The sequence below is a fragment of the Actinoallomurus sp. CA-142502 genome (assembly GCF_050936355.1).
Taxonomy (GTDB): Bacteria; Actinomycetota; Actinomycetes; order Streptosporangiales; family Streptosporangiaceae; genus Actinoallomurus; species Actinoallomurus iriomotensis.
Map to the genome: position 1 here is coordinate 1224702 of NZ_JBNJMY010000001.1, position 22759 is coordinate 1247460.

26 protein-coding genes are annotated in these 22759 nt (G+C 70.4%); 8 read left to right on the forward strand and 18 right to left on the reverse strand.

What is annotated here, in order from left to right; genetic code table 11:
- Nucleotides 1-321: 321 nt before the first annotated feature.
- The 9 genes from ACQEV1_RS05915 to ACQEV1_RS05955 all read right to left on the reverse strand — a co-directional run bounded on the left by ACQEV1_RS05915 (nt 322) and on the right by ACQEV1_RS05955 (nt 10740).
- Nucleotides 322-936, reverse strand: coding sequence for a GOLPH3/VPS74 family protein (locus tag ACQEV1_RS05915; protein WP_433392097.1), 615 nt, complete (start codon nt 934-936; stop codon nt 322-324).
- Nucleotides 933-2429 carry a hypothetical protein gene (locus tag ACQEV1_RS05920; protein ID WP_433392100.1) on the reverse strand — a complete coding sequence of 499 codons (1497 nt, stop codon included), beginning with the start codon at nt 2427-2429 and terminating at the stop codon, nt 933-935. The genes ACQEV1_RS05915 and ACQEV1_RS05920 overlap by 4 nt, the downstream gene beginning before the upstream one ends.
- A gap of 68 nt (nt 2430-2497) precedes the next feature.
- Entirely contained in the window at nt 2498-3166 is a 669-nt protein-coding gene (locus tag ACQEV1_RS05925) for a response regulator (RefSeq protein WP_285578111.1), read from the reverse strand.
- A complete protein-coding gene (locus ACQEV1_RS05930) occupies nt 3163-4287 on the reverse strand; it encodes a sensor histidine kinase (RefSeq protein ID WP_285631452.1) in 1125 nt (374 codons plus the stop codon). Before ACQEV1_RS05930 ends, ACQEV1_RS05925 begins: the two co-directional genes overlap by 4 nt.
- A 211-nt stretch (nt 4288-4498) precedes the next feature.
- On the reverse strand, nt 4499-5068 hold the full coding sequence (locus ACQEV1_RS05935; RefSeq protein WP_433392104.1) for a hypothetical protein: 570 nt from the start codon (nt 5066-5068) through the stop codon (nt 4499-4501).
- Between the two features lie 202 nt (nt 5069-5270).
- The gene (locus tag ACQEV1_RS05940; protein ID WP_433392107.1) at nt 5271-5792 is read right to left on the reverse strand and encodes a hypothetical protein; all 522 of its coding nucleotides are present in this window, start codon (nt 5790-5792) and stop codon (nt 5271-5273) included.
- A complete protein-coding gene (locus ACQEV1_RS05945; RefSeq protein WP_433392110.1) occupies nt 5789-6358 on the reverse strand; it encodes an RNA polymerase sigma factor in 570 nt (189 codons plus the stop codon). The genes ACQEV1_RS05940 and ACQEV1_RS05945 overlap by 4 nt, the downstream gene beginning before the upstream one ends.
- A gap of 89 nt (nt 6359-6447) precedes the next feature.
- A complete protein-coding gene (locus tag ACQEV1_RS05950; protein WP_433392113.1) occupies nt 6448-8643 on the reverse strand; it encodes an N-acetylmuramoyl-L-alanine amidase in 2196 nt (731 codons plus the stop codon).
- Between the two features lie 117 nt (nt 8644-8760).
- The gene (locus ACQEV1_RS05955) at nt 8761-10740 is read right to left on the reverse strand and encodes a heavy metal translocating P-type ATPase (protein ID WP_433392116.1); all 1980 of its coding nucleotides are present in this window, start codon (nt 10738-10740) and stop codon (nt 8761-8763) included.
- A 107-nt stretch (nt 10741-10847) separates the two neighbouring features.
- On the opposite strand from ACQEV1_RS05955, the gene ACQEV1_RS05960 reads away from it, so the two are divergent.
- Nucleotides 10848-11234, forward strand: a complete 387-nt coding sequence (locus tag ACQEV1_RS05960) for an ArsR/SmtB family transcription factor (protein ID WP_285631470.1) — start codon at nt 10848-10850, stop codon at nt 11232-11234.
- Here the strand turns inward: ACQEV1_RS05960 and ACQEV1_RS05965 are convergent.
- Nucleotides 11231-12169: a cation diffusion facilitator family transporter gene (locus ACQEV1_RS05965; protein WP_433392121.1), complete on the reverse strand. Its 939-nt coding sequence runs from the start codon at nt 12167-12169 to the stop codon at nt 11231-11233. The genes ACQEV1_RS05960 and ACQEV1_RS05965 overlap by 4 nt on opposite strands.
- Nucleotides 12170-12236: 67 nt before the next feature.
- On the reverse strand, nt 12237-12680 hold the full coding sequence (locus ACQEV1_RS05970) for an ArsR/SmtB family transcription factor (RefSeq protein ID WP_285578142.1): 444 nt from the start codon (nt 12678-12680) through the stop codon (nt 12237-12239).
- Nucleotides 12681-12794: 114 nt separating this feature from the next.
- Between ACQEV1_RS05970 and ACQEV1_RS05975 the strand changes: the two genes are divergently transcribed.
- The gene (locus ACQEV1_RS05975; protein WP_433392125.1) at nt 12795-13400 is read left to right on the forward strand and encodes a cation transporter; all 606 of its coding nucleotides are present in this window, start codon (nt 12795-12797) and stop codon (nt 13398-13400) included.
- 11 nt (nt 13401-13411) lie between these two features.
- Nucleotides 13412-13870 (forward strand): YkvA family protein, encoded by a 459-nt coding sequence (locus ACQEV1_RS05980; protein ID WP_433392128.1) that lies wholly within the window; start codon nt 13412-13414, stop codon nt 13868-13870.
- Between the two features lie 106 nt (nt 13871-13976).
- On the opposite strand, the gene ACQEV1_RS05985 is transcribed toward ACQEV1_RS05980, so the two are convergent.
- Nucleotides 13977-14906: a M56 family metallopeptidase gene (locus ACQEV1_RS05985; RefSeq protein WP_433392131.1), complete on the reverse strand. Its 930-nt coding sequence runs from the start codon at nt 14904-14906 to the stop codon at nt 13977-13979.
- Entirely contained in the window at nt 14903-15298 is a 396-nt protein-coding gene (locus ACQEV1_RS05990; RefSeq protein ID WP_433392134.1) for a BlaI/MecI/CopY family transcriptional regulator, read from the reverse strand. The genes ACQEV1_RS05985 and ACQEV1_RS05990 overlap by 4 nt, the downstream gene beginning before the upstream one ends.
- Before the next feature lie 231 nt (nt 15299-15529).
- Between ACQEV1_RS05990 and ACQEV1_RS05995 the strand changes: the two genes are divergently transcribed.
- The 5 genes from ACQEV1_RS05995 to ACQEV1_RS06015 all read left to right on the forward strand — a co-directional run bounded on the left by ACQEV1_RS05995 (nt 15530) and on the right by ACQEV1_RS06015 (nt 19247).
- Nucleotides 15530-16078 carry a DivIVA domain-containing protein gene (locus ACQEV1_RS05995; RefSeq protein WP_285631491.1) on the forward strand — a complete coding sequence of 183 codons (549 nt, stop codon included), beginning with the start codon at nt 15530-15532 and terminating at the stop codon, nt 16076-16078.
- Between the two features lie 88 nt (nt 16079-16166).
- Nucleotides 16167-17255, forward strand: coding sequence for a hypothetical protein (locus ACQEV1_RS06000; protein WP_433392138.1), 1089 nt, complete (start codon nt 16167-16169; stop codon nt 17253-17255).
- A 13-nt stretch (nt 17256-17268) separates the two neighbouring features.
- Nucleotides 17269-17679 carry an ATP-binding cassette domain-containing protein gene (locus tag ACQEV1_RS06005; RefSeq protein ID WP_433392141.1) on the forward strand — a complete coding sequence of 137 codons (411 nt, stop codon included), beginning with the start codon at nt 17269-17271 and terminating at the stop codon, nt 17677-17679.
- A gap of 52 nt (nt 17680-17731) precedes the next feature.
- On the forward strand, nt 17732-18430 hold the full coding sequence (locus ACQEV1_RS06010) for a PP2C family protein-serine/threonine phosphatase (RefSeq protein WP_349498025.1): 699 nt from the start codon (nt 17732-17734) through the stop codon (nt 18428-18430).
- Between the two features lie 112 nt (nt 18431-18542).
- Entirely contained in the window at nt 18543-19247 is a 705-nt protein-coding gene (locus tag ACQEV1_RS06015; protein ID WP_433392144.1) for a S1 family peptidase, read from the forward strand.
- A 112-nt stretch (nt 19248-19359) separates the two neighbouring features.
- Here the strand turns inward: ACQEV1_RS06015 and ACQEV1_RS06020 are convergent, their stop codons facing one another.
- The 5 genes from ACQEV1_RS06020 to ACQEV1_RS06040 all read right to left on the reverse strand — a co-directional run bounded on the left by ACQEV1_RS06020 (nt 19360) and on the right by ACQEV1_RS06040 (nt 22712).
- Nucleotides 19360-19788, reverse strand: coding sequence for a hypothetical protein (locus tag ACQEV1_RS06020; RefSeq protein WP_433392147.1), 429 nt, complete (start codon nt 19786-19788; stop codon nt 19360-19362).
- 68 nt (nt 19789-19856) lie between these two features.
- Nucleotides 19857-20264 carry a hypothetical protein gene (locus tag ACQEV1_RS06025; protein ID WP_433392150.1) on the reverse strand — a complete coding sequence of 136 codons (408 nt, stop codon included), beginning with the start codon at nt 20262-20264 and terminating at the stop codon, nt 19857-19859.
- A 432-nt stretch (nt 20265-20696) separates the two neighbouring features.
- Complete coding sequence (locus tag ACQEV1_RS06030) at nt 20697-21428, reverse strand: MBL fold metallo-hydrolase (protein WP_285631505.1); 732 nt, start codon at nt 21426-21428, stop codon at nt 20697-20699.
- Nucleotides 21429-21503: 75 nt separating this feature from the next.
- The gene (locus tag ACQEV1_RS06035) at nt 21504-22064 is read right to left on the reverse strand and encodes a TetR/AcrR family transcriptional regulator (RefSeq protein WP_285631508.1); all 561 of its coding nucleotides are present in this window, start codon (nt 22062-22064) and stop codon (nt 21504-21506) included.
- Nucleotides 22065-22067: 3 nt separating this feature from the next.
- Complete coding sequence (locus ACQEV1_RS06040; RefSeq protein WP_433392153.1) at nt 22068-22712, reverse strand: hypothetical protein; 645 nt, start codon at nt 22710-22712, stop codon at nt 22068-22070.
- Between the last annotated feature and the right edge of the window lie 47 nt (nt 22713-22759).

A 22759-nucleotide genomic window follows, 5' to 3' on the forward strand; every position in this document is an offset into this window, starting at 1 on the left:
CGCTCGATGGCGGACTGGAAGGGGGGCTGACATCGATCAAATCCTCATCGGCTGGAAAAGGCGGAGGAGCCATGGAGCCCCCGAGACCGGACTCACGACACGGCGGACCGCCGCCGCACACGAGGATGCCGTGGCGCGAGCCTCACCCATGCCGGCTCCGGGCGGTAAGTCCACGTGTCGATCACGGGGAGGAACACTAATGGTTCAGTGGCCGCCGCGTAACAAGAAGTGACATGTCCAGAAATGACGCAAACGCGGCGTGGCATTCCCGCCGCCGAACGCGCTGGCGGGGAGCCGCACCCGAGCACGCCGGACGGTGAGTCAGGAGCCTCCGGAGGCGGCGGCTCGCATTCCGCGGATGACCGCGCGAAGGGCGGGGAAGACCGGGCCCAGCGGTTCCGCGAGCCGGTCGATCCGCTGCCTGCGGGCGCGCCTGCCGGTCGTGGCGGCCGCGGGGAGGCCCGCGGCGTCGGCCAGGGCGAGGAGCGCCGCGTCCGCCGGGTCCGGGTGTTCCTCACGCAGCGCGCGGCGTACGTCGTTGGTGATCTGCAGGACCGGCTGGAGGTCGGGCACGGTGATCCTCGCCCGGCGGAGGCCGAGGCGATGCCGGACGGTGATCAGGCCGTCCGCGCTCAGCTGGTCGCTGACGGCCCGTTCGACGGATCGGTGCCCGGCGCGCACCCAGTGCTTCCAGCTCCGCCCTGGCGCGGCCTCGATCTCGGCCAGCGCCGCACGCAGTACGGGGTCGCCGCCGCCGCCGGTGCGTTCGGCCAGTACCGTGCCGTCGCGGTCGGCGATGTGGCCGCGGAGCAGGAGTTCGATGAGGATGGCGGCGCGCAGGGCGTACCGGAGTTCGAAGCGGTGGGTAATCCGCTGCCGACGGGTGTCGTAGGCGAGCAGGTACAGCCGCCGCGGGAGCGTGGCCGAGCCGTTCACGATCGTGCGGCTCTTGCGCGGACGGGTTCGGCCGGCGGTACGCCGTCGAGGCGACGGCCGAGCAGGACGAGCAGGACGATCATGACGACGCCGATCACCGTCAGGCCGGCGGTGTCCGGCACGGTATGGGTGTTCGCCACGACGCCGAACACGGTGTGCGCGATGAGCGCACCGGAGATCGCGGCCAGCCGGTGCCGGCTCGTCCAGTCCGCGGCGGCCGTCCAGCGCCACAGCGCGAGGCCTGCGCCCACCGCCAGGGCGGCCGCGGCGAGCATCGGAACCAGCACCCAGGCGCCGTGCGTGAACGCCGGATGCCGTGCCCCCGCGAACGGATACAGCAGGCCGATGAACCCGAGCGCGGCGACCGCGCTCACCACGCCGGCGACGGCGGGCCGCGGCACCGCGACGGCGGCCCGTACGCGGGCGGCGCGCCGGGGCAGGACGCGCAGGGCGACGACGCTCAGCACGACCACCAGCACGACGATCACGATCAGCGCGGCACCCGGCAGGACGTAACCGGGGTCCTCGGACGGCGGTACCGACACGCGCAGCAGCGCGACGCCGAGCACGGCGACGATCCCGGTGATGACGAGACCGCCCCGGCGCAGGTACGGCGTGGACCCGAGCGTGGGGAACACCAGCTCGACCAGCGCGATCGGGATGAGGACGCTGAACACCACGTGGTACGGCAGATTGAGTTCGGTGTAGGCCGTGTTGACCCCCAGAAGTCGCGGCGCCCAGCCCGCCGCGCCGTACAGGTGGGGGCTGGTCAGGCTCTGCAGTGCCAGCCCCTCCTCGATGAGCCCGTACACCAGGCCCATCAGCAGGATGCTGCCCCGGCCACCGCCGGTCCGGCGGACCAGCTCGCGGATCAGCAGCACGCCGGCGCCGTAGATCGGCAGGTACAGCAGGACCAGCCAGAGCATCTTCACCTTGACGGTGCCGAGCGTGAGTTCGGCGGCGACCGGGGCGATGAGCACCAGGGTGAACGCGGCCCGGCGCGCGCCGCGCGGGCGGGGCCGCTTCGGGCCGCGCGGGAAGCCGGTACGCATCCGCCTGCGGTTCACGGCGACGACCAGCGCGACGAGGAGCAGGAGCTGCGCGCCCTGGATCACGCGCAGCCACGGAGGGTACGCCCCCGTGAGGATCAGGTACGCGACGGCGACCAGGCCGACCAACGACACCACGCGGACCCGCAGGTACGCGGCGCGGACGCCCTGGCGCAGCCGGCGGCCCACCCAGAGGTAGACCACCGCGACCAGGAGGATCGGGATGGGCCGCGTCCACAGGGTCAGCGCCAGCTTGTCCCTGGTCTTCGCCGGGTCCGGGCCGGGGTGCCGGGCGAGCTGGTAGTCCAGGATGCCGTGCCGGAACAGCAGGGTGAGCCCCGCGAACACGATGCTGAGCGCGAGGTTGGCGAACAGCAGGATGAGTACGAGGCGTACCGCTCGTGCGTGCGGCCGCCCGGTCGGCGGATTGCCCGATGGCGTCATGCCGTCGACGGTAGGAAAAGAGCCGGTTCCTCCGCCTCGGTCCGCCGTCTGGTCTTGCGGGTACGACGTCAGACGGAGGGGCGGGGGCGTACCAGTCCGAGGTCGTAGGCGGCCACCACCGCGTGCACGCGGTCGGGGACGTTCAGCTTGCGCAGGATCGCCGACACGTGGGTCTTGACGGTCGCCTCGGTCACCACCAGCCGCCGGGCGATCTCGGCGTTCGACGCGGCCCGCGCCACCAGGGTGAGGACCTCCAGCTCACGGTCGGTGAGTTCGGCCAGCTCGGCGGGGCGCACCACCTGGTCGTCGGCGAGGGTCGGCACGAAGCGGTCGAGGAGGCGACGGGTGACGGTGGGGGCGAGCAGCGCCTCGCCGCTCGCGACCACGCGGATCGCGTCGGCCAGTTCGTTCGGGCGTACGTCCTTGAGCAAAAATCCGCTGGCGCCCGCGCGCAGCGCCGCGTACATCGGCTCGTCGAGGTCGAACGTGGTCAGGATGATGACCTTCGGCGGGTGCTCGGCCGCCGTCAGCCGCCGCGTCGCCTCGATCCCGTTGGTGCCCGGCATCCGCACGTCCATCAGCACCACGTCGGGCCGCAGCCGTTCGGCGAGCCGTACGGCCTCCTCGCCGTCCCCGGCCTCGCCGACCACTTCCAGGTCGTCGCGGGTGTCGATGATCATGCAGAACCCGGCGCGTACGAGGTCCTGATCGTCGGCGACCAGCACGCGGATCGTCATGCGGGCTCCTCCAGCGGAAGGCGGGCGCAGACCCGGAACCCGCCGGCCGGCGCCGGTCCGGCCTCGACCGACCCGCCGAGCAGCGCCGCGCGCTCGCGCATGCCGGCGATGCCGTGCCCGCCGCCGAGGTCGGCGAACCTGCCGCCGCCCTTCCCGTCGTCGTGGATCTCCACCGTCAACTCTCCGTCCGCGACCCCGATGTTCACCCGCGCGGTACGAGCACGGGCGTGCCGTACGACATTGGTGAGGGATTCCTGCACGATTCGGTACGCCGACCGTTCGACGCCCGGCGCGAGGGTCACGTCGTCCAGGCCCTCCTGCCGGATCACCACCTCCAGGCCGGCGGCGGCCAGGGGCCGGGCCAGCGCGGGCAGGTCGGCCAGCACGGGCTGCGGCTCACCCGCCGCCTCCGCGTCGAACGGTCCCGCCTCATCCAGAGTACGGACCGTACGCAGGAAGCGGCGCAGCTCGGCCAGGGCCTGCCGGCCCGAGCCCTCCAGGTCGCGTATCGCCTGCCGGGCGCGGTCCGGGCTGACGTCGAACACGTCGTCCGCCGCCGAGGCCTGGACCACCATCACCGACACCGTGTGGGCCAGGACGTCATGCAGCTCGCGGGCGATGCGGGCCCGCTCTTCGAGGATCGCGCGCGCCGCCTCGGCCTGACGGCGGGCCGACCGCGCCCGGCCCAGCGCACCCCAGGTCCACGCGAGCAGCGTCGCGGCCAGCCACAGCAACGCGTCGCTCCAGCGGCCGGTGACCAGGGCGATGGCGCCGGACAGCGCGATGACGACGGCCAGTATCCACACCGAGGCGCGCGCCGGGCGCAGCCACGCGAACGTGGACACCACCACCAGCGCGACCCCCGGGCCGATCGCCGGATACATCAGCTGGATCCCGGCCCCCGCGCACAGCACCGCCGCGGTCACCACGGCCGGGCGGGAGCCCATCCACCAGATCCCGCCCGCCTGCACGACCGCCAGCCCCGCGAGCACCAGCCGCCCGGCGTCGGGGGACAGACCACGCGGCGTGAGGAAGAACAGCGGACACAGCACCGCCAGCGCGCACACCACCAGCAGCCCGCGCCGCCGGGGCGGCAACCACGCCTCGAACCGGTCCGGCACAACCACAGACCGTATCAGTGCGGCGACCCGCCGCACTCTCCGCCCGAAGCCGCGGCCGCAGACTGGTTGTTTTCGGGCAGACGCGCCGGTGGCCTCATGGCGATGCTCATGCGGGGGCAACGGGTACGGCCGGGCGTACACCTCGTGAGCGCGTACACCTGCAACCAGCTGTTCACCATCCACGGCACGGTGATGCTGCCCCTTGGCACCTTCACGGGGCGGATGCCAGGCGCCGCTTGGCCGCGGAGCCGACGTGGTGGCGGGTCACCGTGGCGATCTCATGCCAGAACGGTCGGGCGGTCAGGTACGTGCCGAGCACGGACAGAACGCCCAGGCTGACGTCCACGCTGAGCCGCCCCTGCTTCGCCCAGTAGACGTCCCGCAGGTCCAGCAGCAGGGCGAACTCATCGGTGATCAACGCGGTGCCCGCGCCGTACGCGGCGGCGACCGCGGGGTGTCCCACGGCCCGTTCGTCACCGCGAACCGCGATCAGGCCGACGCCCGCGAGCGTGGCGATGCCGAGGTTGTAGTGGTGCAGATGCTGGCCGCCCGTCGAGATGTTCCCCCAGGGCAGCCACCCGCCCCGGATGCCGTGGGTGATCAACCGTACGGCGCCCCAGGTGGTGCCGAAGGAGATCCACATCGCCAGGAGAGACCGCTTCGTGGGGGTGAGGTGCTGATCCGCCGACTCGCGCCAGCGCTCGACGAGGGGTGGCCGGCGCCGGCCCGGTTCTGCGCCTGGGCCCGGGGCGCGCTGCGATGACTGGGTCTTTGTTCCCATGGTCACCTCCCACCTGCCGGTCCGCAGGCCTGCCGCGCCTGCTCACCGCTCCTACTACTCCGATGGTAGACACGCGGTGGCGACGAGGGCGCTGCCGGGCGGTGGGACGTCCGGCCGCCCCGAAGCCGACCTCGACGAACGCCGCGCTCGCCTACATCCACTCCTTCACCGCCTGATGTGACGCGGTGGTGCGCCGGATGACTCAGCCGGTCGGCGCTTTCTGGGCGTTGCCCTTCGCCTTGCCCTTCGGTGTGTTGCCGGGGTGCGGTTTGTTCTTCTGAGCCTGTGTCGGCTGTGAATGGGCGTGCGCGGGCCGTGGGGTCGATCGCTTCGGGGTCCGGCGTACGAACCTCTTCGGGCCTTCGTGGGTCAGGAACGTCTTGGACGTGTCCGGCGTCCTGGCGTGGTGGGACCGTTTGTCTTCCGGCGAGCGGGCGAGGTGGTGCGCGGTGGCGGCCATGGCGACGCCGCCGGTGAGGAGGAGTAGGAGTCCGATCAGGGCCGCTTTGACGCTGATCAGGGCGGGGACCCGTCGTCTGCGCCGTCCCCGGCGGTCGGCGTGGGCCGCGCGATACGCGGCGAGGGCCGCCTGTTCGCCCTCGGTCCGTACCGTTTCCGGAAGGGCTGAGGCGGCGGCGAGCAGCCGGGCGAGGCGGGGTGGGCCGGTGGGTTCTCCGCGGATCATTCGTTCGGCGGTGTCGAGATCGAGGCCGGGATCGTTCATCGCGGGAGCTCCAGGTCATGGATGAGCTGCTCGAGGCGGCGCAGTCCGCGGTGGGCGGCGGTGCGTACGGCGCCGGGGCGTTTGCCGAGGATCTTGGCGACGGCCTTGGCGTCCAGGCCGACGACGACGCGCAGGATGATGATCTCCGCCTGGTCGTGGGGCAGGCGCGCGATGAACGCGAGGGCGGCCTCGGTGGACAGTGAGTCCAGAGCCGTCGTCTCGGTGTCCTCGGGTGCGGTCTGTTCGGGGAGCTCGTCGACGGGGGTCTGCGACACGGGGCGGCGCTTGCGGTGGCGGAGGTGGTCGAGCGCGCGGTGGCGCGCGATGGTCGCGGTCCAGCCACGGAAGCCGTTGATGTCACCGTCGAAGGTGGCGAGGTCACGTGCGATGTGGAGCCATGCCTCGGAGGTGACGTCTTCGGCGTCGTCGCCGACCAGCGTCCGTACGTAGCGCAGCAGCCGGGGGTGGATCTGCCGGTACAGGACGCGGAACGCGTCTTCGTCCCCGTCGAGGGCGGCCCGCAGGATGGTGTCGGCCCCCTGCGCGCCGGTTGCATGGGAAGGCATGTGTGCGCCGGATGTGCGTCTGGGCGGGACGTGGGGCCTCATCCGGTGATCGAGCACTGGATGAGGCCCCACGTCGGGGTTGTCAGGGTTCAGCCGACGTAGGCGAGGCCGTCGAGGGCGATCGTGGGCCGTCCTGAGGTGCCGGCGACCTTGATCTTGATGGTGTGGCGGGTGCTGGTGCTCCAGGTCCTGGTCCACTGGATCTGCCGGTAGAGGCTGGAGGACGCCCGGGTGTCGATGGTGGCCGCGTAGGCGCCGTCGACGTAGACGTAGAGCTTCCCGGAGCTCGTCGTGCGCTTGTCGATGAGGCCGACCGAGCGGGCGGTGACGGTCCAGGAGGCGGTCGCTCCCTTGGCGCTGGAGTACAGGCCGCTGCCGCCGAGGTAATGGCTGTTGGCGGTCGTCTTCCACGTTCCCGTACGGCTGGAGGAGCCGTCGGACCGGAGCGCGGCCGTACGCTTCACCGCGCTGGTGGCGGTGTTGCCGGCCGCGTCGGCGGCGGTCAGCGACCAGGTGGTGGAGGCCGACGGCTTGGCGTAGGCGGACCAGCTCGTGGTCGTCGTGCCGAACGTCGCGGCCGACGGGGACGTGGCCTTGACCGACTGAAGCAGCCGGTCGTCGGTGACCTTCCACTTGAGGCTGACGGGGAGCTTGGTCGTGCTGACGGTGCCGGTCCGTACGGACAGCGCGGCCGGGCTGCCGAAGGTGGGCTTGGCCGTGTCGGCGACGACCGGGAAGGCCGGGGATTTCGTGGTCGTGCCGTCCATGTTGTCGGCGACCAACTGCAGCTGGTGGGTTCCGGGGCGCAGCGTGGTGGTGACGGAGAGGGCGGTGGCGGCGGGTTCGGCGATCGTGGTGCCGTTGTCGAGCAGGTGGTAGCCGGATACGGCGCCGGGACGCCAGCCGAGGGTGACCGTGCCCTTGGTGTAGTAGGTGGTGTTCACCTTCGTCGCGCCGGTGAGCGAGGCGGCGGACAGGTCGGCGGGTGTCGTCCACTGGGCCGCGGCGGTCCGGATGGCGCCGAGCCTGGCGTACAGCAGTGATCCGGGGCATGCGGTGCTGTTGGCGTCGCGGTGCCCGGAGATCGTCTTGAAGGTGACCGCGGACTCGTACGGGAAGTTGCCGTCCTTGACGCCTTCGGTGAGCGTCGTGGCGCCGGTCGGGTCGCCGCCGCTGAGGCCGAGTTTCCACGCGGCGACCTTGGCCACGGTGTCGAGGGCGGCCTGCGGCGGGGCCACGTCGGTGAAGGTGCCCAGGACGGCCACGCCGGCCGAGTCGGTGTTGAACCCGTAGGCGTGCGCGCCGATCACCGGCCGGTCGACTCCGCCCGAACGGCCCTCGAACAGGGTGCCGCATTTGTCGACGAGGAAGTTGTAACCGATGTCGTTCCAGCCGTTGGTCTTCACGTGGTACAGGAAGATCGAGCGGACCACCGCGGCCGAGTCGGCGCAGGAGTAGTCGTTGCCGGTGTCCGTGTGATGGACGAAGACGGCCTTCACTTTCTGCCCGTAGGCGTTCGGCGTCGGGACCAGCGACTCGTCGGCGCCCCAGGCCGCGCGGGCGACGATGTCGGGGCGGGGCGCGGTGCTCGTCGTCGGGGCCGACGAGGCGGAGTCCGAGGGCGTGGGCGAGCCGGTGGGGCTAGCCGATGACGGCGTCGCGGTGGGAGAGTCCGCCGGCGACGTGGTCGGGCTGTCCGTGGGGGTCGCGACGGGGGAGTCAGCCGGCGCGGACGGGTCGGGACTCGTCACGTCGGCGGCCAGGGCGACCCGTGCGGCCTGATGGCCGGCGGCGTGGACGGGCCGGCGTCGTCTGCTGCCGGGATCGATCAGCACGGCACGCAGCCCCGGCGGCAGGGCGCGGTGCCCGGTCACGCGTACGTCGACGCCGTTGGAGGGGCCGGTCCACAGCGGTGCCGTGGCGCCCTGCCGCGAGTGCTCACCGCGGGTGCCGTCGGGTAGGTCGTCGCCCTGGACGGCGACCGGTCGCCAGGCGGACCACGCACCGGTCGCGACACTGCGCGTGCGCACCTTGACGGTGCCGCTCACCCGAGCGTCCGGCCTGTTCCAGGCCACACCGACCATGCTGAACACCGGCGTCGACTGCGCCGGAGCGCCGGCCGAGGTGCCGGTGGTACGGAGCTTGATGGTGTGCACCCGCCCATCGATCGCACCGACCGCCGCCGCGGCGGGCCGTCGCGACGCCGTACCGTTCCACACGACGGCCGCACCGGCGCCCGCCGCACCGAGAACGACCGTGACGATGATCGCTGTGCGTCTTCGCACGCGAACCTTCATTGAGCCTCCAGGACGAGATCGCAGCAAGAACTACAAGCGCCGCGGAGGCGGACCGCGTTACCGGCGGGCGAGGAGACGGCCGGCACCGTGGCGAGACGAGCCCGATCACGCTGGTGTCGTGTGCCGCCGTGCGCGTCGCCAGGCCGAGGAGGTGAGGAGCCGTAGGCCGTTGAGGCCGACGATGACGGTCGATCCCTCGTGGCCCGCCACGCCGAGCGGGAGCGGCAGGTGCCCGGCCAGATCCCAGATGACCAGGCCCGTGATGAAGGCCGCGGCGATGATCAGGTTCTGGGTCACCAGCCGCCGGGCGCGGCGCGACAGGGCGACGACCGCTGGGATCGTCGTCAGTTCGTCGCGAACGACGACGGCGTCCGCGGTCTCCAGGGCCAGGTCCGAACCGGCTCGGCCCATGGCGACGCCGACATGGGCGGCGGCGAGTGCGGGGGCGTCGTTGACGCCGTCGCCGACGACCAGCACCTTGCGGCCCGCTCGCTCCAGGTCCTTCACCACGCCGACCTTGTCCGCCGGCAGCAGGCCGGCGCGTACCTCGGTGATGCCGGCGTCGGCGGCGAGCCGGTCGGCCGCGCGTGGATTGTCCCCGGTGACCAGCTTCGGGGCCGTCCCGGTCAGCGCCGTCAGGGCGTTGACCGTGCGTGCGGCCTCGGCGCGCAGCCGATCCGCGAAGCCGATCACTCCGACCGGGCGTTCATCCAGAAGGACCACCACGGCGGTACGGCCGTCGGCCTCCAATCGCGTCGCCACGGCCGCGACCGGGTGCGCGGCGTCGTCGCCGAGCAGACGGGCCGGGCTGCCGACCGCGACCGTACGGCCGTCCAGGTGGGCGGTGACTCCCGCGCCGGGAGTGGAGGCGAAGTGCTCGGCCGCCGGGACGGGGAGCCCGCGGTCGCGGGCCGCCTCGACGACGGCGCGGGCCAGCGGGTGTTCGCTGGGGCGCTCGGCCGCGGCCGCCATCGCCAGCAACTCGTCCTCGCTCAGCCCGCCGGCGGGAATGGGGCGGATGTCGCTGACCCGCGGGGTGCCCTCGGTCAGGGTGCCGGTCTTGTCCAGGGCGACGACGTCCACCTGTCCGAGCCGTTCCATGACCACGGCGGACTTGACCAGCACACCATGGCGGCCGGCGTTGGCGATGGCCGACAGGAGGGGCGGCATGGTCGCCAGCACCACGGCACAGGGGGACGCCACGATCATGAAGGTCATCGCGCGGAGCAGGGTCGGTTGAAGGGCCGTGCCGAAGACCAGCGGTAGCGCGAAGAGCAGTACGGTGGCGGCGACCATGCCGACGGAGTAGCGCTGTTCCACCTTCTCGATGAACAGCTGCGTCGGCGCCTTGGTCTCGGACGCTTCGGCGACCATCGCCACGATCCGCGCGATCACCGTGTCCGACGGATCCCGCTCGACCTTCACGACCAGCGCACCCGTGCCGTTCAGGGTGCCGGCGAACACCTCGTCCCCGCACTGCTTCGCCACCGGCAGCGGTTCGCCGGTGATGGTCGCCTGGTCGACCTCGCTCATGCCCTCCAGCACCCGGCCGTCGGCGCCGACGCGTTCACCAGGGCGTATCAGGATGGTGTCGCCGACGGCGAGCCGATCGGTGGGCACCGTCTCTTCGCTGCCGTCATCGCCCCGCCGCGTCGCGGTGGTGGGCGCCAGATCGAGCAGCCCGCGCACCGAATCGGCGGTCCGCGCGGTGGCGATCGCCTCCAAGGCGCCCGACGTGGCGAAGATGACGATCAGCAGCGCGCCGTCCAGCACCTGACCGATCACCGCCGCTCCCAGCGCGGCGATCACCATCAGCAGATCCACGTCGAGCGTCCTGTCGCGCAGTGCCCGCAACCCCGCCAGCCCCGGCTCCCAGCCGCCGGCCGCGTAGCACAGCGCGAACAGCGGCCCCCACGTCCAGGCGGACAGCCCCCACAGGTAGAACGGCAACGCGAGCAGGAACAACGCCAAAGCCGCCGCCGCCCAACGCGCCTCGCTCAGGGCGAAGATCCTCGTACGGCGTGTCGGCGCCGCCGCATCACCGGTGGTGCCCGCAGGGGCATCAAGGGTCAGGGAGGGAGGCATCGGCAGTCCTTCGTCAGCGCCACCGGACGTCGTTCGTCTCCTCCACCGTACAGGAACACATGAACAACTCTTCATGTGCTCATGGCCGCCCGGCGTAGGATGAGGCAATGGGTCACGGAGCCGCGCCGGCCGCCAACGATGTTCCGCGTACGCGTCTGGATCAGGCCAGTGCCGTCAAGGTGGCCACCACGCTCCAGGCGCTGGCCACTCCTTCGCGGCTGCTGATACTCGCCCGGCTCCGCGACGGCTCACTCGCGGCCACGGAACTGGCCGCCGAGGTGGGCATGGAGCAATCCGCCTGCTCCCACCAACTCCGCCTGCTGCGCAACCTTGGTCTCGTCGTCGGTGAGCGCCGCGGCCGTTCCGTGGTTTATTCGCTGTACGACGACCATGTCGCCGAACTGCTGGACCAGGCGCTGTACCACGTGGAGCACCTGCGAATCGGTCTCCCCGACGCTTCTGTGAGGCCGGGCGGCGAAGCGGCGGCCCGCTAGCGCCGTGCGTCGGGGCGGTGTACGGGTCCGTGCGACTCGTCGCAGTGTTCTGCCGCCATCTCGCCCGCGTTCGTGATCGACGGCAGAGAGTCGGGTACGTGGTCGACCTGAAGCGTCGTGTGAGTGATCTTGTATTCCGCGGCCAGCACGCTTTCGAGGTCGGCGCGTACGGCGTGGCAGTCCTCGCCCGGGGCGACCAGGACGTGAGCCGAGGCGGCGGCCATGCCCGAGGTGATCTGCCATATGTGCAGGTCGTGTATCTGGGACACGTTGGGGCGGTCGGCCAGGACCTGTCCGACCGACTCGGGTGACAGCCCGGCGGGGGCGGCCTCCAGGAAGATGCGTCCGGATTCGCGTACGAGCCCGACACCGGCCTTGAGCATCAGGGCCACGACGATGAGTGAGGCGATGGCGTCCGCACGGGCGAAGCCGGTGAGCACCATGATCAGGCCGGCCACCGCGGTGGCGATGAAGGCGTACAGATCGGTGAGGATGTGCTGGAAGGCGCCTTCGACGTTGAGGCTGGACCGGTTGGCCTTGCTGATCAGCCAGGTGGCGGCGACGTTGATGACGATGCCGACCAGCGCGGTGCCCAGCACCAACCCGCCGGTGACCTCGGGCGGCGAGACTAGCCGGCGGATCGCCTCATATCCGAGCCACACCGACAGCACCAGCAACGACAGCCCGTTCGCCTGGGCCGAGAGGATCTCCGCGCGCTGGAGGCCATAGGTGTAGCCGCCCCGGGGTGGTTTGGCGGCGAGCCGCATGGCCACCAGCGCCAGCACGATCGAGGCCGCGTCGGTCAGCATGTGGGCGGCATCGGAGATCAATGCCAGCGAACTCGCCAGGATGCCGACGACGACCTCGCCGGCCATGAACGCGACGATCAGCGAGAGCGCGCCGGTGAGATGGCGCTTGTCGGCATCCGCGCTCACGCCGTGGGAATGGCCCGCATGGCCACCGCCTTCTCCGTGGCCGTCTTCGTCCTTGTGATCGTGGGCGCTACTCATGAGCATTCTCCGGGGGAGGGGAGGCATGTTCGGGATGAGCGGCGGCGGGGGCATGCCCGATGTGGGTGAGCGCCACATCCAGCAGCATCCGCACGTGCGCGTCGGCGAGCCGGTAGTAGGCCATCCGCCCCGCCCGGCGTACGTGGACGACCCGGTGCGCGCGTAGCAGCCGCAGATGATGAGAGACCGCCGACTCGCTCGCGCCGGAAACCGCGGCGAGGTCGCACACGCACATTTCGCCCTCGAGCAGGGCGACCAGCAAGCGGAGCCGCGCAGGATCGGCGAGGAGACCGAAGATGTCGGCTAGTTCTGCGACGTCGTTCTCGGCGGGCATCGCCGCGGCGACGATGGCCACCCGGTCGCGGTCGACGATGCGCACGCTGCAGTCGCCCAGGCCCAGCACACTGTTCGATGCGACATCTGCACCATCGTTCATATGTTGCACCGTACCGCCTGCATCCCGAGTCGGCGGGGTAACCGGACGGAGTCGGGAACCAGGACGGCGCCTCGCCGTTCCTCGCAGGTCATCCGCGCTGGCAGACTGCCGGTCATGAACGCGCCGTCGTCGGCCGCCGCTGACCGGGCCCGTCTCGTGCGCCGTGGGTTCGCACTGGAGTTCCTCACGCTCGGCTGGAACGTGGCCGGCGTGGCGGTCCTGGCCGTCACGGCCATCGCCGCCCGCTCGGTGGCCCTGGCCGGTTTCGGGCTGGATTCCCTGATCGAGATCGGTGCCTCGACGGTGGTGGTGTGGGAACTGTCGGGCACCGGCGAGCTCCGGCGGCGCCGGGCCCTGCGCGCGATGGCGGTCGCGTTCATCGCACTGGCGATCTACCTGCTGATCCAGTCCAGCTGGGCCCTGGTGTCCGGGCACCGAGCCGCGCACAGCCCGGGCGGGATCGCGTGGACCGCGATCACCGCCGCCGTCATGGCCGCCCTCGCCGCCGGTAAGGCCCGTACCGGCGCCGCCCTCGGCAACCCGGTCCTGTCCGCCGAGGGTCGCGTCACGTTCGTCGATGCCGTCCTGGCCGCCGCGGTCTTGACCGGCCTGGCTCTCAACGCCGCGGTCGGCTGGTGGTGGGCCGACCCCCTCGCCGGTTACGTCCTGGTGTTCTACGCGGCCCGGGAAGCCCGCACCATCCTCACCGACCAGCACTGAGGGACAACACGATGATCTGGCACATGCTCCTCGCGGTCGCCGCCGGGCTCGCCGTGCTGTGGCTCGCGGTCATCGCGGCCTTGTGGGCCGCCAACGGGCGCCTGGGGTCGACCCTGCCGCGTGAGGCGCTGCGGATGCTGCCCGATCTGGTCCGCCTGCTCAAACGCCTGGCCGGCGACCCGGGCCTGCCCCGTGGCGTACGGGTCCGGCTGTGGCTGCTGCTGGCCTACCTGCTGATCCCGATCGACCTGGTGCCCGATTTCGTCCCGATCATCGGGTACGCCGACGACGTCATCGTCGTCGCGCTGGCGCTGCGCTCGGTCATCCGCCACGTCGGCCCGCAGGTGATCCAGGCCCATTGGCCCGGCACCGAGGACGGGCTCGCCGCTGTTCTCCGCATCGCCGGCGTCACCCGCCCGTACGCGACCGAACCTCCTGGGGCCAAGAGCCCGCGCCGAAGAAGCCGGTGAGCGCGAAAGTCTCGGCGATCAAGGATCGCTGGGCGAATGGGTCGTGGGCGGGGACCCGCTCATGGGGGGACAGGTCTCCTACGCGTTATAGGAGATGTAGCTCCGCTCAGCAGAAGAGCGGGATCGCGTCGGCCCAGGCGGCACAGACCACCACCGGGATGATGATCGAGAGTGCGATCGCCGTTCCGCTCAGGAGGTGGGCGTACGTTCCATGAGGTGGATTGCCGCCTTCGAGGCGGGCCAGACGCTGCGCGAGTACGGACCGGTCGGCCGGGCCGGCGGCGAGCCCGCCGGCGGGGCACGGGGCGATGGCGAGTTTCCGCAGTGCGGCGGCGACGACGTCCGGTCCGGTGTTCCGGGCCGCCTCATCGTCGGCGGCCATCTCGGCCAGGGGAGGCAGCCGGTCTCGTGCCGTACGGAAGCTGGGCAGCCAGGCGAGCGCCGCGCCGGCCGCGTCGATGAGCGTAAGGATCAGGTGATGGCGCTTGTCGAGGTGGGCGCGTTCGTGGCTGAGGACGGCCTGCAGTTCGGCCGCGTCGAGACGGTGGAGCGCGCCACTGCTCATGACGATCTGCCGGTCACGCTCGGGTAGGCAGTACACGACGGGCATCGGATGGTCGATGAGGCGGACGTCGGGGAAATCGCGTGACGGGTGGGTCACGAAGCCGAGCGCCTCGCGGTGGTGCCGACGTTGCGCGATGGTGCGGCGGTAGCGCCTGGCCGCGACCAGGGTGAGGCCGAGCGCCGCGGCCAGAGGGAGGACGCTGATCAGGTAGGTCGTGTCACTGCTGGGATGTTTGTGGTGCTTCAGGTAGTTCAGCAGCCACTCGATCACGTGATGGCCCAGACCGGCTCTGCCGAACAGCGCGGTGGCGACGAGCCCGGTCAGTGCGGCGAGCGTTCCGGCCAGTACGCCGAGCCATGCCGCGATCGCCGTGCCCGGCAGCCGGAGCGGCCAGCGGCCGCGCGCCAGCACCGGACCGGCGGCGCCTCCGAGCAGGAGGGCGATCGCCGCCAGTGCGGCGATGGAGATCATGGTTCGTCGTCTCCTGCCGATGACGGGCCCGGACGCGAGCGTTGGGCCAGTTCGAGCAGCAGCCGGTGGGCGTCCTGCGGGTCGATCGTCTCGGCGAACCGCGCCAGCGCCGGCCCTCGATCGCTCACTCCGGCCAGCGCCTCGACCATCACCTCGGCGATGTGTTCCCCACGGCTCCGCGTCGGTGCGTAACGGTAGGCGTTACGGTCCAGGGTCCGGACGAGGAATCCCTTGTGGACCAGCCGATCGGCGACGGTCTGCACCGTGGTGTACGCCGAGGGCCTGGTCGCCTCGGCGTTGATCCGTTCCATCAGGACGCGGACGACCAAGGGCTCGCCGGCGTCCCAGAGCGCTTCCATGATCGCGCGTTCGAGCGGGCCCGCGATCGCCATCGGCAACCCCCTGTCCCGGTACACGAAACGCCAGCAAGCTTGGCATCTTTTCCCAGCTGAGGCGGGGTCGGCTCGGGTGACATCGCAGTCACCGGCCGCCCCAGGAGAGCTATCCGTACGGTCATGGTTACTACATGAAGTAGGAGGGCAACTCTCCGTGTGCAAACACAGGTTCAGCCGACGGCAATGAGCCGACCGGCGGCGACCTGACGAAGGGCCGGTGAGACGGACATGCCCGAGAACCACGCGGGACACGCCCACGATGGGCACGATCATCCCCACCCGCACGGCGGTACGGCGCCGGTTCTGCGCCTGCCCGCGGGCGGCAGGCCGCTGACGCCCGCTGAGGTGCGCAACAAGGTCTTCGCCACCGTACGGGTCCGCGAAGGCTACGACATGGCTCAGGTGGACGAGTTCCTCGACCTGGTCGAGGCCACCCTCGACCAGGTGCTGCGCGAGAACGCGGAACTCCGGACCCGTCCGGCGCCGTCACCTGCGAGTGACGGCGCACCGCGGCTCACCCGGCACGCCGCCGAACGTACGGTCACCATGGCCAGGCAACAGGCCGAGGAGATCATCGCCGACGCGCGCGAGCGTGCCGAGGCGGCCCAGCGCGAAGCCCTCACCTACGGCGGTCGCATCAGAGAAGGACTACAGGACCAGATCCGCCAGCTGCGCGCACTGCTCATCGAGCTAGAGAAGAAGACCACCCTCATCACCGACCTCGGACCGCCGTCCGGCCGTCCGGCGCCGAACACGCGCCTCGGCGACGTCTCGTAACACGCACCCTTCCCGAGCTGTCCCGCCGTCCCGTCCATCGCGCCGTGCCTGGTCCCCCCGCGGCCGGCTTCATGAGGAGGTGTCACCGGTGTACCTGCCGCAGGGAATCGAGGCGATCAACGTCGTCGAGCACGGCCGAGGTCCCGGGTTCGGGGCCTGGATCGCGGTCGGGCTCGTATCGGTGTCCAGCCTCGCGGGGGCGTGGCTGGCCCGGCGCAACTCCACACGCGTGGTCGTGTGGCTGGCGATCGCCTCGGCGACGATGCTGGTGATCGCGATGACCGACCTTCTGCCGGATGCGTGGAGGGAGGCGTCGGAGACGGGTGTGCCGTGGTGGGCGATCGGCATCGCCGCCGCGGTCGGCTTCGCCGTGATCACCTACTTCACGCGCAAAGGATGCGGCTGTGAGGCGGACTCGGACAAGGCGGCGGGCCGGCACGCGCCGGGCCGTCACCGCCGCCTGGAACAGGCGGTCGACACGGCGTTGTTCAGCGGGATGGGTACGGCGGCGGCGCTGACCACGCACCGGGCGATCGAGGGCGCGACTCTGGCGCTCACCGCCTCCGTCGTGGTCGTCATCGCGCTCATGGTGCACTCGGCGAGCGAGGGCCTGGCACTCGCGGCGCTACTGGACATGGCCAAGCAGCGCCTCGCGCCCTGGCTGGTGGTGGCGTGCGCGGCGCCCGCCGTCGGGGTGATCGCCGCGACGATCCATCCGCTGCCGGGCAAGGTCGTGCCGCTTCTGCTCAGCATGATCTCGGGAGTGCTGACCCGCACGGCGATCGTGGGGCTGAAGCTCGCCGCGAGCAGACAGGCCAGCGGGCGCCTGTCGAGAAGGCAGGTGACGATCGCCGGTCTCGGCGCGCTCACCATCGGTGCGCTCATCGTGGCGGCTCACACGAGCGAGGACGCGCATCCGGCGCGAACGCGCACGCGGCCGGTGCGCCTGGCTCCATCGCCGGCGCAGAGCCCGTCGCGGACCCCGCCGCCTGGTGCTCCAAAGCGGGGCCGGCCGGAGGACCTGCCGCGACCGCGGTCGCTCATACCAGGGCAGACCTGGTATCCGGCGGAGCCGGCACGCCGAGGGCCCCGCAATGGGACACGACCGGCTGACCGGACGGCCACGGAGTCGGCCCGCGAAAGGGGTACATCGGCTCATGGCGCCACCACGACCTGACGGATCGCACCACGTGTCCGCGATCGAGTCACCAGGTGCGGATGACCGCTGTTCGCACGCTGTTGCCGAGCGCCCGGCGCCCGACCCGAACTGGCTGCGGGCCGCCCGGCAGGCCAGAACGCTCTCCTGGATCAGCCTGGCCTGGATGACGATCGAAGGTGCGGTAGGGCTCTTCGCGGGCATCGTCGCGGGCATCGTCGCGGGCTCGGCCGGAACTTCCGGCGCCGGCAAGACCACACTCCTGCGCTGCCTGAACTTCCTCGAGAAGCCCGACACCGGAGCCATCACCATCCACGACCGGACCGTGGACTCCTCCGTGAGCGGCGGACGCCGCCACGATCGGCTCATCCGCGACATACGGCCGCGCACCGCCATGATCTTCCAGCACTATTCGCGCAAACGCACAAATGAGCATGATCGGTAGAGTTGCGCGCATGACGATCGGGATCCGGTACGCAACACGGTCAGATGTCGGGATGCTTCGCGACGGAAACGAGGATTCGGCGTACGCGGGCCCCCACGTCCTGGCCGTCGCCGACGGCATGGGAGGCCACAACGCCGGCGAGGTCGCCAGCGCCGCCGTGATCGAGGAACTACGCGCCCTGGACACCGACGTGCCCCAGGACCGGCTCCTCTCGATGCTGGAGCAGGCGGTCCGCCGGGCCAACCAGAAGGTGCATGACCTGGTCGAGGCCGACTCGTCGCTGCAGGGGATGGGGACGACGCTGACCGCGATGCTGTGGTCGGGATCCCGGCTCGCCCTTGTCCAGATCGGCGACTCGCGGGCCTATCTCGTACGCGATGACGTCCTCTACCAGATCACCCACGACCAGACGCTCGTGCAGACGCTGCTGGACGACGGGAAGATCAGTCAGGACCAGGTGGCCACGCACCCCTACCGGTCGATGCTGCTTCAGGCCCTGGACGGCCGAGCCGAGCTCACCCCTGATCTTCAGCTTCACAGCGCGCTGGTCGGTGACCGGTACCTGCTGTGCTCCGACGGCCTGTGGGACGTCGTCGGCCCGGAAGCCATCCACAAGATCCTCACCTCCGTGACCGACCCCGAACATGCCGTCGGCAACCTCACCGACGCCGCCAACGCCGGCGGTGGCCCCGACAACATCACCTGCGTCATCGCCGACGTCATCGATCTCGACGAGCACGAGAGCCACTGATCGCGCTGACTTTCGGAACTTTTTGGTCTGACGGCGTATCTACACCACCAGTAAGGCCCTGCCCCCCGAAGAGGAGCCGTTCCGGATGGTGCGCCGCGTTCGTGTGCTGTTGGTGTCTGCGTTGTTGCTGGTGACGGGCTCGGTGATGGTGGCCGGGCCGGCGTCGGCCGTCATCGGCGGCTCAAAGAGCACGTACGGCCCATGGGCGGTGCGCATGCTCGTCGACGGCGAACCGGTGTGCACCGGGACGGCGGTCACGAAGCAGTGGGTCATCAGCGCTTCGCACTGCTTCTTCGAGCAGGGGCAGGCGGTCGCCGACAAGCGGATCTCGTTCCGGGTCGGCGACCTCGACATGCGCAAGGGCACCACCGTCCGCCCGGTGGGCAAGCGGGCGGGGAACGCGCGCGCCGACATGATGCTCATCAAGGTCTCGCCCATGAAGGTCCGCCCGGCGCGCCTGGCCAAGGCCCATGTCCACCCCGGTGAGATCGTGCGGCAGTACGGGTGGGGCGCCACCTGCACCGAGGATGAGAACACCTGCCAGTCGCCCGTGCTCAAGCAGTCGAAGCTGCGGGTCGTACGGTCGGACGCCCGCCGCTGCGAGGGCTACGCAGAACCGGGCGGCACGGACTTCTGCATGGAGAAGGTGTCCGGGATCCCCGCCGGCGGCGACTCTGGAGCCCCGGTGATGAGCATCGGCGCCCACGGCAAGGAGACCCTGCTCGGCGTCTTCTACGGCTCCGACCGAGAGAAGATGGCCGGGGCCGGGGAGATCGCCCAGCAACTCGCCTGGATCCACAAGGTCACGAAGCGGTAGGGGCGGCTGCTGCGTAAGCAGGACTTCGTCAGCGGCAGGGCCGGCCGGCGTCGTGAGGGTGTCGTGCGCCTCGAGGCGCCGGTGCCGGCCCGCCCACCCTGAGCCCCCGTGATCAGTCGCAGTGCGACCAATAGTCGTACCACGCGGACGCCGTCGCCCCGCTCGGCAGGGCGGTCGAGCCGCCCCAGATGATGCACATTCCCGGGGCGTCGATTTTCACCGGACCGGCGTAGTAGGAGTACTTCTTGTCGTCGACCACGGCCTTGAAGTCGCTTTCTCTCTCAACGAAGGCCTGCATCTCGGTGGGGGTCCCCACATAAGCGGTCTTCCAGGTGACCACGCAGTCGGTGCTGCCGTTGTACATCAGGTAAACGGTGCCATAGCTGCTCAGGGCATGCTGGTCGATGACGTGGTAGCTGCCGCCGCCGCACGCGGCGATCGGTGATGACGCGGCGTTCGCCGGGCTGCTCGCGAACACCGAACCGGCGAGCATCGCCGCCGTGGTAAGTGTGAGCGCTGCCTTCTGTTTGAACTTGCGCACTGGCTTCCTCGATTTCTCTCATGCTCCTCCCGCCGGCCGGCGGAAGGAGCACGTATTTCCTGCGGGGGTCAGATATAAACGAGGGTCGAGTACTTCTTCCCGCCCTTGATGCCGACTTCCGCGTACAGGGTCACGTATCCACTCCTGGCCACGGTGACCGGGCCGGCGTAATACCGGTAGTTCCCGCGGTCTCGGTCGCTGCCGCTGTCGCTCTCCAGGAAGACATCAAGCCAGTTCGTCTTGCCGGCGTACGTGCTCGTCGGCCGGGTGACGGCGCACATTCGCGTGGGCGAGTGCGCATAGGACTTCTGATACCAGTACGTGTAACCGACGGTGACCCTCGCGCCGCCTCCGTAGGGAACGTTGACCGCGGCCTTCGAACGGTACGTGTATCCCGAGCAGGGAGCGCTGGCCGCGTTGGCGCCTGACGCCACGGATATGAGGGCGCCTGTGGCGATGCCGGCGGCGGCCAGCATCGCGGCCGCCTTAGTGCGGAACTTCACGATCTCGATTCTCCCGTCACTTTCGGACGAACGACCGTCTCTTCGGACAAAGCCGAATAGTACTCAGATCAACGGGAACAGCTTTAAATTCTGAGTTTCAAGTCAGGGTGACCTACATCACGGGAACACCTGCTGTCCCGTCAACGGGACAGAGAGAAAGTTCGACGCGCTATTTCCCGTTAGGGCCCGGCGGTGAGGGCACGGAGAATCGCTGCAATCAATTAGTCAGGAATAGTAAGTCCGGCGGTCATCGGTCGGGTGCGAAGTTCGGCGTGTCGTCTTCGCGTCGGCCTTCGTGGGGCGTGAGCGTGCGGCCCCAGAGCACGCCGGTCCAACGTGCAGCGGCATCGACCAGCAAGCGGACGCCTTCGCCAAGACGTTCGCCGGCTGAGGACCGCCAGCACGTTACGAATGGTGTCGGTTCGCGGCGTCGGTGAGGTATCCGCGCACGCGTTCCCGGGCCCGATCGGACACGTGGGGGCCGTGAGTGAAGGCGGCTACCTGGTAGTTGAGTTCGCCCAGCACGTGCGCGGTCTGTTGGTTGAGGGCGATGTCCTGGCAGAACGCCTTGATGCCCCAGCTCATCTTGCGGACGTTCCAGATCGAGTCGCCGGTGATGAGCACGCCTGTCGTCTCGTGCAACAGCGCGACATGACCCATGGTGTGGCCGGGAGTGTGCACCACCCGAAGGCCGCCGGCGATCGGCAAGACGTGATCGTCAGAGAACTCCTCGCCGACGACGATGGCCGGGAATCCGTTGCCGCCCTTGCCCAGACGGTTCATGAACCGGCCACCGGCCGTGGCCGAGTCGCGTGGTGGCGCCTGACCGGCCCGGGCCCACTGCGCGTCGGACTCATGAATGGCCACCGAAGCGCCGGTGACCATGGCCATCTTCGCGGCACCGCCCGCATGGTCGCCGTGGGCGTGGGTCAGCACGATTCGCGTCACGTCCTCGGCGGCCTTCCCCATCGCCGCCAGCCCGGCGAGCGTGCGCTTGGTGGCTCCCTTGGTGCCGGTGTCGACCAGGCTGACCTGACCGTCGTCGTCGACGAGTGCGTAGATGTTGACGAAGTCGAACGGTGCGGCTGGGATACGCCATACGTTCGGCGCGATTTCGTGAGCGGCCGGCTTGGCCATGTCTTCTCCTTGGATTTGAGTGGTGCTTGCGTCCGCCTCCGCATCAAGGCGGGTGGCCCTGGGCAGGCGCGTGGATCAGGAGCGGCGGAAGTCGGCGTCGAGGGCGTTGACCAGCCGGTCGAAGGTGACGTCCAGGGATTCGGGAAGTCCGAAGGCGCCTTCGGCCTCCAGGGAGGAGATGCCGTGGCAGGCGATCCGCAGCATCCGGATCGCGTGGATCAGGTCCGCCCTTTCCAGGTCGTACCCCTGGAGTGCGGCCTGGATGATGCCGATCGCCTGGTCGCTGACCTCGGTGTGCTCGACGTCGCCGGGGGCAGGGGCCCGGACACTGGCTATGTATCGGCCTGGATAGGCCGTGGCGTAGTCGCGGTACGCGGCGGCGAGCGCCCGCAGCGCGTGCCGCCCGGACAGACCCGCTACCGCTGCGGCCATTGCCCGGGTCATCTCCCGTACCGCCAGCACGGCGATGTCCCGCTTGACCGAGTTGAGTCCCTCGATGTGCTTGTAGAGACCTGGTAGGGAGACTCCGCACCGTTTGGCGACCGCTGCGAGGGTGAGTTGCTCCAGGCCGACCTCGTCGGCGACGGTCGCCGCCTCACGGACGATCTTCTCTTGGGTGAGCCCGACACGCGGCACGGGTCACCGCTCCCTACGGCCGAGCACGATGCCGGTGCCGGTGACGAACAAGAGCAGGAGAGGTCCGGATACGTACGCCAGCGTCGCCACGCTCGGGATCAGCAGCAGGTAGCCGACGCCGGAGGCCACGATGGCGGCGGCGAGGGCGACCCCGGTGAAGCGCAGCCAGCGGGGCAGCAGGCCCGTGGAGACGGCGGCCACGGCCATCGCGGCAAGCGTGCACATCTTGATGCCGTCGAGCCGGTTCACCCCGTCGAACAGCAGGTGAGCTGTGCCTGGCGACGAGGTGCCGGCCAACGTGACGCCCAACACGAACTGGATGAACGAGATCAGTGCCGCCACGACGCCGGCGATTGCCACCCCGGCCGACCCGCCCCGACCGGCCTGCCGGCCCGCGGCCCTGGCCAGCGCCAGCGACACGACGGCCAGGCCCGCGGCGGGAAGGCCTTCGGTGAACAGGAACTGCGCGGTCACCGCCGCGCTGTGCCCGGCGAACGCCGAGACGACCGCGGTGCCGCCGGAGTCGACCTCCGGGCTGGGCGCACCGACCGACAACCCGGCGATCCACGACAGGGTGTAGGCGATTCCCGTGATGGCGGGAGTGGTGATGAGGCCGCTGCGACGCGGCGCGATGGTGGTGGTGGACACAGCCCGGCCTCCGTTGGTTAATCCGACTAACCTGAAGTTAATGGGAT

Bases quoted from the DNA above. Each gene is read 5' to 3' on its own strand.
- ACQEV1_RS06010 (WP_349498025.1), top strand. From the start codon at position 17,732: ATGCTTCGCGACGGAAACGAGGATTCGGCGTACGCGGGCCCCCACGTC.
- ACQEV1_RS06030 (WP_285631505.1), bottom strand. From the start codon at position 21,428: ATGGCCAAGCCGGCCGCTCACGAAATCGCGCCGAACGTATGGCGTATC.
- ACQEV1_RS05970 (WP_285578142.1), bottom strand. From the start codon at position 12,680: ATGAACGATGGTGCAGATGTCGCATCGAACAGTGTGCTGGGCCTGGGC.
- ACQEV1_RS05925 (WP_285578111.1), bottom strand. From the start codon at position 3,166: ATGACGATCCGCGTGCTGGTCGCCGACGATCAGGACCTCGTACGCGCC.
- ACQEV1_RS05975 (WP_433392125.1), top strand. From the start codon at position 12,795: ATGAACGCGCCGTCGTCGGCCGCCGCTGACCGGGCCCGTCTCGTGCGC.
- ACQEV1_RS05985 (WP_433392131.1), bottom strand. From the start codon at position 14,906: ATGATCTCCATCGCCGCACTGGCGGCGATCGCCCTCCTGCTCGGAGGC.
- ACQEV1_RS05945 (WP_433392110.1), bottom strand. From the start codon at position 6,358: ATGCCTTCCCATGCAACCGGCGCGCAGGGGGCCGACACCATCCTGCGG.
- ACQEV1_RS05955 (WP_433392116.1), bottom strand. From the start codon at position 10,740: ATGCCTCCCTCCCTGACCCTTGATGCCCCTGCGGGCACCACCGGTGAT.
- ACQEV1_RS05960 (WP_285631470.1), top strand. From the start codon at position 10,848: ATGGGTCACGGAGCCGCGCCGGCCGCCAACGATGTTCCGCGTACGCGT.
- ACQEV1_RS05935 (WP_433392104.1), bottom strand. From the start codon at position 5,068: ATGGGAACAAAGACCCAGTCATCGCAGCGCGCCCCGGGCCCAGGCGCA.
- ACQEV1_RS05995 (WP_285631491.1), top strand. From the start codon at position 15,530: ATGCCCGAGAACCACGCGGGACACGCCCACGATGGGCACGATCATCCC.
- ACQEV1_RS05940 (WP_433392107.1), bottom strand. From the start codon at position 5,792: ATGAACGATCCCGGCCTCGATCTCGACACCGCCGAACGAATGATCCGC.
- ACQEV1_RS05980 (WP_433392128.1), top strand. From the start codon at position 13,412: ATGATCTGGCACATGCTCCTCGCGGTCGCCGCCGGGCTCGCCGTGCTG.
- ACQEV1_RS05920 (WP_433392100.1), bottom strand. From the start codon at position 2,429: ATGACGCCATCGGGCAATCCGCCGACCGGGCGGCCGCACGCACGAGCG.
- ACQEV1_RS06025 (WP_433392150.1), bottom strand. From the start codon at position 20,264: ATGCTGGCCGCCGCCGGCATCGCCACAGGCGCCCTCATATCCGTGGCG.
- ACQEV1_RS05990 (WP_433392134.1), bottom strand. From the start codon at position 15,298: ATGGCGATCGCGGGCCCGCTCGAACGCGCGATCATGGAAGCGCTCTGG.